Source organism: Micromonospora sp. URMC 105 (assembly GCF_051386295.1).
GTDB lineage: Bacteria > Actinomycetota > Actinomycetes > Mycobacteriales > Micromonosporaceae > Micromonospora.
Window position 1 is genome coordinate 1 of record NZ_JBPQTL010000157.1, and the last position, 7,970, is coordinate 7,970.

Annotated in this window: 8 protein-coding genes; 4 read left to right on the forward strand and 4 right to left on the reverse strand. The window is 73.3% G+C overall.

Going from position 1 to position 7,970, the window contains the following annotated elements:
* Positions 1 to 145: 145 nt before the first annotated feature.
* On the reverse strand, positions 146 to 388 hold the full coding sequence (locus ACSNN7_RS28020; protein WP_436684058.1) for a mycoredoxin: 243 nt from the start codon (positions 386 to 388) through the stop codon (positions 146 to 148).
* Between the two features lie 93 nt (positions 389 to 481).
* On the opposite strand from ACSNN7_RS28020, the gene ACSNN7_RS28025 reads away from it, so the two are divergent.
* The 3 genes from ACSNN7_RS28025 to ACSNN7_RS28035 all read left to right on the forward strand — a co-directional run bounded on the left by ACSNN7_RS28025 (position 482) and on the right by ACSNN7_RS28035 (position 3,519).
* Positions 482 to 2,647, forward strand: a complete 2,166-nt coding sequence (locus ACSNN7_RS28025) for an ATP-dependent DNA helicase UvrD2 (protein WP_436684059.1) — start codon at positions 482 to 484, stop codon at positions 2,645 to 2,647.
* A 124-nt stretch (positions 2,648 to 2,771) separates the two neighbouring features.
* Positions 2,772 to 3,026, forward strand: coding sequence for a hypothetical protein (locus ACSNN7_RS28030; RefSeq protein WP_436684060.1), 255 nt, complete (start codon positions 2,772 to 2,774; stop codon positions 3,024 to 3,026).
* A 127-nt stretch (positions 3,027 to 3,153) separates the two neighbouring features.
* A complete protein-coding gene (locus ACSNN7_RS28035) occupies positions 3,154 to 3,519 on the forward strand; it encodes a WhiB family transcriptional regulator (protein ID WP_436684061.1) in 366 nt (121 codons plus the stop codon).
* A gap of 310 nt (positions 3,520 to 3,829) precedes the next feature.
* On the opposite strand, the gene ACSNN7_RS28040 is transcribed toward ACSNN7_RS28035, so the two are convergent.
* The 3 genes from ACSNN7_RS28040 to ACSNN7_RS28050 all read right to left on the reverse strand — a co-directional run bounded on the left by ACSNN7_RS28040 (position 3,830) and on the right by ACSNN7_RS28050 (position 6,846).
* Positions 3,830 to 5,161 carry an ABC1 kinase family protein gene (locus ACSNN7_RS28040; protein WP_436684062.1) on the reverse strand — a complete coding sequence of 444 codons (1,332 nt, stop codon included), beginning with the start codon at positions 5,159 to 5,161 and terminating at the stop codon, positions 3,830 to 3,832.
* A gap of 232 nt (positions 5,162 to 5,393) precedes the next feature.
* Entirely contained in the window at positions 5,394 to 6,473 is a 1,080-nt protein-coding gene (locus ACSNN7_RS28045; protein WP_436684063.1) for a hypothetical protein, read from the reverse strand.
* A 205-nt stretch (positions 6,474 to 6,678) separates the two neighbouring features.
* Positions 6,679 to 6,846 (reverse strand): DUF5679 domain-containing protein, encoded by a 168-nt coding sequence (locus tag ACSNN7_RS28050; RefSeq protein ID WP_012014940.1) that lies wholly within the window; start codon positions 6,844 to 6,846, stop codon positions 6,679 to 6,681.
* Positions 6,847 to 7,362: 516 nt separating this feature from the next.
* Between ACSNN7_RS28050 and ACSNN7_RS28055 the strand changes: the two genes are divergently transcribed.
* A complete protein-coding gene (locus ACSNN7_RS28055; RefSeq protein ID WP_436684064.1) occupies positions 7,363 to 7,893 on the forward strand; it encodes a M48 metallopeptidase family protein in 531 nt (176 codons plus the stop codon).
* The last annotated feature ends 77 nt before the right edge of the window (positions 7,894 to 7,970 follow it).

A 7,970-nucleotide genomic window follows, 5' to 3' on the forward strand; every position in this document is an offset into this window, starting at 1 on the left:
GACAGCCTCTGACCCCCCGCCCCGACCCCCACAGCGAACGCCACTTACAGCGAAAGAGGGCCCATTCCGGGTGGAATGAGCCCTCTTTCTCGGAAACTGCGGGGCAGCGGGCTGCGCGGGGCAGCGGCTGCGCGGGATGGGTTGGTCAGCTGGGGAGGCTGGCCAGGTGCTGCTTGACCTGGACGATGGAGGGGTTGGTCAGCGCGCTGCCGTCGGCGAAGCGCAGCGTCGGGACCGTCTGGTTGCCGCCGTTGACGCTCATCACGAAGTCGGCCGCCTTCGGGTCCTGCTCGATGTCGACCACCTCGTACCCGATGCCCTCCCGGTCCAGCTGCGACTTGAGCCGGTGGCAGTAGCCGCACCACGAGGTGGAATACATCGTCAACATGGTCGGATCCTCCAAGGGTTCTTCGCTGCACCCGGTCCGGTCAGGCCAGGCTAACGGGTGCAACATCAGCCGGAGCTGAGATGATTCCTCGCTGTGGCGGTTCACTCAGCGTCGGAACTCGTGCTCGCCGGGCTCGACCCGGAGCAGCGCTCTGCGGTGACCGCCCCGGCCGGCCCGGTCTGCATCCTGGCCGGCGCGGGCACCGGCAAGACCCGCGCGGTGACCTCCCGGATCGCCCACCGCACGCTCTCCGGGGAGATATCGCCCCGGCATGTGCTGGCGGTCACCTTCACCGCCCGGGCCGCCGCCGAGATGCGAAGCCGGCTCACCGCGCTCGGGGTACCGGGCGTGCAGGCGCGGACCTTCCACGCCGCCGCGCTGCGCCAGGTGCGCTACTTCGCGCCCCGGCTGCTGGCGGGCCGGGCCATGCCGGAGCTGCTGGACAGCAAGGTGCGGGTGGTCACCCTGGCCGCCGCCAAGGTCGGCCTGCGCGCCGACCGGGCCGCCGCGCGCGACCTCGCCGGTGAGATCGAGTGGGCCAAGTCGTCGCTGGTCGAGCCGGGGGAGTACGTGGTCGCCGCGGCCAAGGCGCTGCGCGAGACGCCGTACGAGCCGGCGAAGGTGGCCGAGGTCTTCGCCGCGTACGAGCGGCTCAAGCGGTCGAACGGCGTGATCGACTTCGAGGACATGCTGCGCGCCGCGGTCTGGGGGATCGAGGAGCACCGGGACGTCGCCGAGCAGGTGCGCGGCCAGTACCGGCACTTCGTGGTCGACGAGTACCAGGACGTCAACCCGTTGCAGCAGCGACTGCTGGACGCCTGGCTCGGCGGCCGGGACGACCTGACCGTGGTGGGCGACGCCAGCCAGACGATCTACACGTTCACCGGGGCCACCTCGTCGTACCTGGTCGACTTTCCGCGCCGGCACCGGGGCGCGACGGTGGTCCGGCTGGTGCGCGACTACCGCTCCACGCCCCAGGTGGTCGGGCTCGCCAACGCGGTGATCTCGCAGGCCCGGGGCGCTGAGGCCCGGCTGCGGCTGGAGCTGCACGGGCAGCGCCCACCCGGCCCCGAGCCGGAGCTGCGGATCTTCACCGACGAGCCGGCCGAGGCCAACGCCGTGGCCGCCCGCTGCCGGACCCTGATCGACGGGGGCACCCCGGCCAGGGAGATCGCGGTGCTGTTCCGCACCAACGCCCAGTCCGAGGCGTACGAGAAGGCGCTGACCGAGGCCGGCGTGCCGTACGTGGTGCAGGGCGCGGAGCGCTTCTTCGAGCGGGTCGAGGTGCGCCAGGCGATGGTCGCGCTGCGGGCGGCCACCCGCTCGATTCCGGGCGAGACCCCGCTGCCGACCGCCGTGGTGGAGGCGCTCGCCGCGGTGGGCTGGGCCGCCGACGCGCCCCCGCCCGGTGGCGCCGCCCGGGAGCGCTGGGAGGCGCTGGCCGCGCTGGTCCAGCTCGCCGAGGAGTACGCGGCGACGCCGGAGGTGCTGCCGATCGGCGAGGCGGGCGCGGTGGAGCGCCCGGTGACCCTGAGCGACTTCAACGAGGAGCTGGCCCGCCGGGCCACCCAGCAGCACGTGCCGACCGTCGACGGGGTGACCCTGGCGTCCCTGCACTCGGCGAAGGGGCTGGAGTGGGACGCGGTCTTCCTGGTCGGGCTCTCCGAGGGCACCCTGCCCACCACGTACGCCCGCACCCCCGAGCAGGTCGAGGAGGAGCGCCGGCTGCTCTACGTCGGCATCACCCGCGCCCGGCAGTGGCTCTGGTTGTCGTACGCCTCGGCGCGCTCGCCGGGCGGGCGGGCCCGGCGCCCGTCGCGGTTCCTGCCGCAGCTGGACCGCTCCGGCGGCGGTGAGCGGGCCGGCGGCAGCGTGGCCAAGCGGACCGCGGCCCGCCGGCCGGCGACCCAGGTGGTCTCCTGCCGGATCTGCGGCGCGACCCTGCTCGCCGGTCCGGACCGGAAGCTGGGCCGCTGCCCGACCTGTCCGTCCGACATCGACGAGGAGCTGTACGAGCGGCTGCGGGACTGGCGGGCCCGGGTGGCCGGCGCGCAGAAGGTTCCGGCGTACGTGGTCTTCACCGACGCCACCCTGACCGCGCTGGCCGAGCGGCGTCCCGGGCGGCCCGAGGAGCTGATCGCGATCGCCGGGATCGGCCCCCGCAAGCTGGGCCTCTACGGCGAGGCGGTGCTGGCCCTGGTGGACGGTGCGGCGGTGGACGACATCGCGCCGGAGAAAACTTTCGAAATCTCGTCGTAAATTCGTTTGCCCTCGCCCCCGGGCGAGGAATAGCCTCATGGCACACCTCGGGAGCGGCGCCATTCCGGCTGCTCACGGGGTGGGAGACCGAGTCGGCACGAGGAACGTGAGGGAGGTGGCACCCGTGGAGATCTTCACCTATGAGCGTCCGGCGGCGATGCCAGCTGCCTGCGCTCCGCTGTCGGTTGTCCGGGTGGCCCTTGCCGCCACGCGACCGTCGGTTCCGCAGGTGCACCAGGTCCAGGCTCAGGCCGAGCTGACCCTGGCCGTTGCGCCGATCGGAGTCGAGGGGACCAGTGGCTTCACGGGCATGGGCATCAATGTCGCCAAGAAGCGCATGGATGTCCGCGGCGTTCCACCTCGAGGTAGACCGGTCTGAATACAGACCACCGGCTCACCTCGAGGCCGCGGAACCCGCTCACCGGGATCCGCGGCCTCAGTTTTTTGCCCGCCGTACGTCGAAAATGCGATCCACGAGATCGAAGTGAGAGAGAGGTGACCGGGCGATGAGTCTGGCGTTGGCCCCCCTCGACGTGAGCGTCGAGATGGAGGCGAACCTGCCCTGCCGGAAGTTCGACCCCGACCTGTGGTTCTCCGACCAGCCCGCCGAGCTGGAGTTGGCCAAGTCGCTCTGCGGGGACTGCCCGCTGCGCGTCGAGTGCCTGGCCGGTGCGGTGGAGCGGGCCGAGCCGTGGGGCGTCTGGGGCGGCGAGATCTTCGAGCGTGGCGCGGTCGTCCCGCGCAAGCGGCCCCGTGGCCGTCCGCGCAAGGAGGACCTCGCCCGCGACGCGGCGCTCCAGGTCGAGGCCGAGGCGCGACTGGCGGCCAGTGGTGTGGCCGCGTCGCGCAGTGCAGTCCGGCTGGCGGCCTGACAACTTCCCGATCCAACCCCCCGCCGGTGTCCCGCACCGGCTGCGAGAAAGCCGAAAACCGATGCTGAACTACCCGAACGGAACCGAGATGCAACTACTTCACGAAGCGTTGTCCCGTGCCCGAATGCGCCAGCCTCAGGCCGGTCGTACCACCACGAGCACTGAGGCAACCCGTTCCGCCCGTACCGTCGCGATGAAGAGCCGGAGCCAGTCGGCTCGCGACCTGGGCGCCCTCTAGATCCGCACCGATACGCCAGGGGCGGTGACCGGACTTCCGGTCACCGCCCCTGGCGGCGTTTCACGCCCCGGCTCAGGGCACCGGCGCGAAGCCGGGCAGCCAGCGTTCCAGGATCCCCCGGTACGGCGCCTTCGCCTCCAGCTGGCACAGCACCCCGATGGACCCCAGCGTCACCCGGTGGATCATCAGGTACGACGGGGGCAGGTTGAGCTGCCGGCTGAGCTGGTAGGTCGGCGACTTCGGGCTGGCCAGGCGGGCCGCCTCGGACCGCAGCCAGGCCCGGGTGAACCGGAACTCCTCGTCGGCGATCGGTGCCAGCATCGGGCGGAGGAAGTCGAGCACCCCCTGGGCGTCGATCGGCTCCGTGGCGCTGACGAAGCCCTCCTTGCGCAGGCCGTCCACCACACCGTCCGCGTCGCCGCGCAGCGCCAGCCCGGCGATCCGGCCGATCGGCTCCGGCGTGCCCTCCGGCATCCGCGCCACCGCACCGAAGTCGATCACGCCGAGCCGGCCGTCGGGCAGCAGCCGGAAGTTGCCCGGGTGCGGGTCGGCGTGCAGCAGGCCGGCCCGGGGCGGCGCGGACAGGTGCAGGGTCGCCATCAGCCGGCCCGCCTCGTCCCGCTGCTCCTCGGTGCCCTCGCGGATGATGTCCGCCAGCGGCGTCCCCTCGATCCACTCGGTGACCAGCACCCGGGGCGAGCTGGAGAGCACGGCCGGGATGAAGATCTCCGGGTCGTCGGCGTACGCGGCGGCGAAGGCCCGCTGCGACTCGGCCTCCAGCTCGTAGTCCAGCTCCTCGGTGACCCGCTCCCGGAGCTCGACCAGCAGCGGTTTGACGTCCAGACCCGGCTGGAGGGCGCGGAACATCCCGCCCAGCCGGGAGAGCTGCTTGAGGTCGGCGAGCAGGGCGTCACCGGCACCCGGGTACTGGATCTTGACGGCCGCGGTCCGCGCCTCGCCGGTCTCCGGGTCCCGCCAGATCGCCTTGTGCACCTGGCCGATGCTCGCCGCCGCGGCCGGGGTGTCGTCGAACTCGACGAACCGGTCCCGCCAGTCCGGCCCGAGCTGCTCGGTGAGCACCTTGTGCACGCTCGCGGCCGGCAGCGGCGGCGCCGACTCCTGGAGCTTGGTCAACGCCTGCCGGTAGGGGGCGGCGATCTCGTCCGGCAGTGCCGCCTCGAAGACCGACAGTGCCTGGCCGAACTTCATCGCCCCGCCCTTGAGCTGCCCGAGGACGCTGAAGAGCTGCTCGGCGGTGCGCTGCTGGATCTCGGCGGAGATGACGTCGGAGGCGAGCCCGGTGACGCGCTTTCCCATGCCGAGGACGGTCCGCCCGGCGAAGCCGAGCGGCAGGGCGGCGAGCTTGGCGGTCCGGGACACGGCCCGGCGCGGGATGTCGGTCACTCGGCCATTGTTACCGACCGGGCGGGCCCGCTGCTGCTGGAGAAGCCGGGCCCGGCCCGGCTTTCCTCCGCCGTGTTCCCTCTGTGCCCGTCCGCCCCGCCGCTCGGCACCCGCGCGTGCTGTCCGCCGGGGCCCCTCGGCGCCGGTCCGAGCCGCCCGCACCGGCCCGTCACCAGCGTCGCCGTCGCCGCCATGCGCCGTCAGCGGAGACGACCGGCGTCGCCGTCGGTGGTCAGTGGCGGCGACCGGCGCAGCTGCAGGAGGGGTGCGGCGGCCAGACCCGGCGCCGGAACCGGCCGGCCGCGCCGATCTCCACCGCGCAGCCGAGCGTCTCCGGGACGCCGCCGTCGAGCTGGGCCAGCACCTCGGCGACCGCGTACCCGACGGCGGCCAGCAGCGTGGCGGCGGCGCACGCCTGGTCGGCCGGGTCCGCCGCGAGCTGGGCGGCGAGCCCGGGCCATCCCGGGTCGCGGTCGGCCCGGTGCAGGTCCAGGCAGTGCAGGCAGGGCCCGACCGGCGGCCGGACCAGCGGCCCGACCACGGGTACGCCCTCGCGCAGGCCGAGCAGCAGGTGCGGCTGGCGGCGCTGCGCGTACCCGGCCGCGAGCAGGGCGGCCGGCCGGTCCGTACCGAGGTGGACCACCAGTTCCACCCGGCCGCGGTGCAGCGGGCGGGTCTGCGTACCGGGAGCGGTCCGGTCGATCGCCGAGCGGAGCGCGGCGGCCAGCGGGCGACCGGTGTCGGAGGCGGCCAGCCCGGTGCCGACCAGGTCGGCGGGGCCGACGGTGCCGCTCAGGTCGGGCGCCACGTGACCCACGCCGGCCTGCGCCAGCGCGACGGCGACCGGGGCGCCGAGCCGGCCGGCGCCGGTCACCACCACCCGGGCGGCCCGTCGGCGGCGCAGCAGCTGCGCCGGGGTGCCGGGCAACGCGGGAGCGACCAGCGCGAGCGCGCCGGCTTCCGCCGCGAGGCGGCTGCGCGCCGGGCCGGCCAGGTCCCGGGGGAGCAGCGTGTGCGCCGGTACGACCAGACCGGCGGCGTACAGCGCGTCGAGCAGTTCGCGGGCCTGCTCCGGGGCGACCCGGCCGGCCGTGGCGTGCGCCAGGACGCCCCGCTCGCTGCGGCTGCCGTCGAGCAGGTCGAGCAGGCGCGCGGCGCGCGGGTCGGCGACCTCGACCAGCACGGCACGGCCCGGGTCGAGCCCGAGTTGCAGGGTGTGCCGGTCGCGCCAGAGCCGGGTCAGGCCGGGCAGCAGCGTCGGGCGGGGCAGGGGCGGGCGGATTCGCGGGGCCGGGCGCGTCAACGGGCTCATGCCAACGGATCGTGACCGAATCCGTGCTGTCCGTCGATCGTTGTCCACAGGTACGCGGCGCTCTGTCCAGCGCTGTCCACAGGATTCAGCGGGATATCCACAACCGCCGGGTAACTCTGTCGCCCACCCGACAGCCTCGACCCAGGCAGGGACGAGACGGGGGGGGGGCGGTCGCCGGCCGCCCCTCCCCCGGAACCCGTACGGGTCAGACCTTGGCCTTGCCCAGGATGCGGTTCACTGTTGTGCCGCACACCGGACACTTGCCCTTGGCCATGTTCATTCCGGTCTTCGAGACCTCGACGCGCCCCTCGAAGTCCCGCTTCTCCTTGCACTTGACGCAGTAACCGTTGTAGGTCTGGGCCTGGTCGGCCACGGTAGCCCTCCTCGTCTCGTCCGCCGGGCGAGCCGGCCCGGCGGGTCTCCCGGCGGCGGGCCCCGCGGGGACCCGGCGCTGGGTCTTGCTCCAGCGGACACCCACGTGACCGCTGGATGGCGGACCCTACCCAGGTCTGGGCGAATCCATGTCAGCTGTGCATCGACACTGTGAGGAAGTCGACGTCGAGAGTGTGCATGCCGAAATAGGCCGGATTAGTGAGTTTGCCGGGGACACGCCGGGGCAACGCCCGCAAATACGCCCTGGCGGGGCCCGAGCGGCGCTGCGGGACGGTGATCACCTACGGTGGGGGTGGATGCGGGTGCCGCGCGGATCCCGGCCACCACGAAGGGTGATCGGGGCGGCCCGACATGGTCATCCACAGATTTTTTCGGGACTCCCCACAACCAACCACCACTTTCCGGGCGCGTGTCGCGGTGTTGACTCTTGCGGACCCCTGGTCAGTACGCATTAGCTTTCCCTCGTGGCAGGAATGCACGGCTGCGCGGCCCGCTGATGGCAGGGGCGCGGAAGCCGGTCGTCGAGGTACGGCGCAGTCAGCGCCGGCGACGCACGGTGTCCGCCTACCGCGACGGGGAACGGGTCGTGGTGTTGATCCCCGACCAGTTCTCCCGCGCGGAGGAGAGCGAGTGGGTCGACCGGATGCTCGCCCGGCTCGCCGCCCGGGAGGGCCGGCTCGCCCGCTCCGACACCGAGCTGCTCGACCGGGCGCAACGGCTGATCAACCTCTATTTCCCCGACCACGGCAGTGACGCCCTGCCCGCCAGCGTCCGCTGGGTCACCAACCAGAACGGCCGGTGGGGATCCTGTACCCCGGCCGACCGGACCATCCGGATCTCGCACCGCCTCCAGGACATGCCGGAGTGGGTGCTCGACTACGTGCTGCTGCACGAGCTGGCGCACCTGATCGTGCCCAGCCACAACGCCCGGTTCTGGGAGCTCGTCGCCCGGTACCCGAAGACCGAACGGGCCCGCGGCTACCTGGAGGGCGTCGCCGCCGCCTCCGGCGTCCCGCTCCCCGGCTGACCCACCCGCCCTGCCCCGCCCCGGCCGGCACGACCAGGGGTCCGGCTCCGGGTTTGGGGGGGGGGGGGGGGGGGGGG

Coding starts and splice junctions, on each gene's coding strand:
- ACSNN7_RS28035 (WP_436684061.1), top strand. CDS start 3,154: ATGAGTCTGGCGTTGGCCCCCCTCGACGTGAGCGTCGAGATGGAGGCG.
- ACSNN7_RS28045 (WP_436684063.1), bottom strand. CDS start 6,473: ATGAGCCCGTTGACGCGCCCGGCCCCGCGAATCCGCCCGCCCCTGCCC.
- ACSNN7_RS28055 (WP_436684064.1), top strand. CDS start 7,363: ATGGCAGGGGCGCGGAAGCCGGTCGTCGAGGTACGGCGCAGTCAGCGC.
- ACSNN7_RS28020 (WP_436684058.1), bottom strand. CDS start 388: ATGTTGACGATGTATTCCACCTCGTGGTGCGGCTACTGCCACCGGCTC.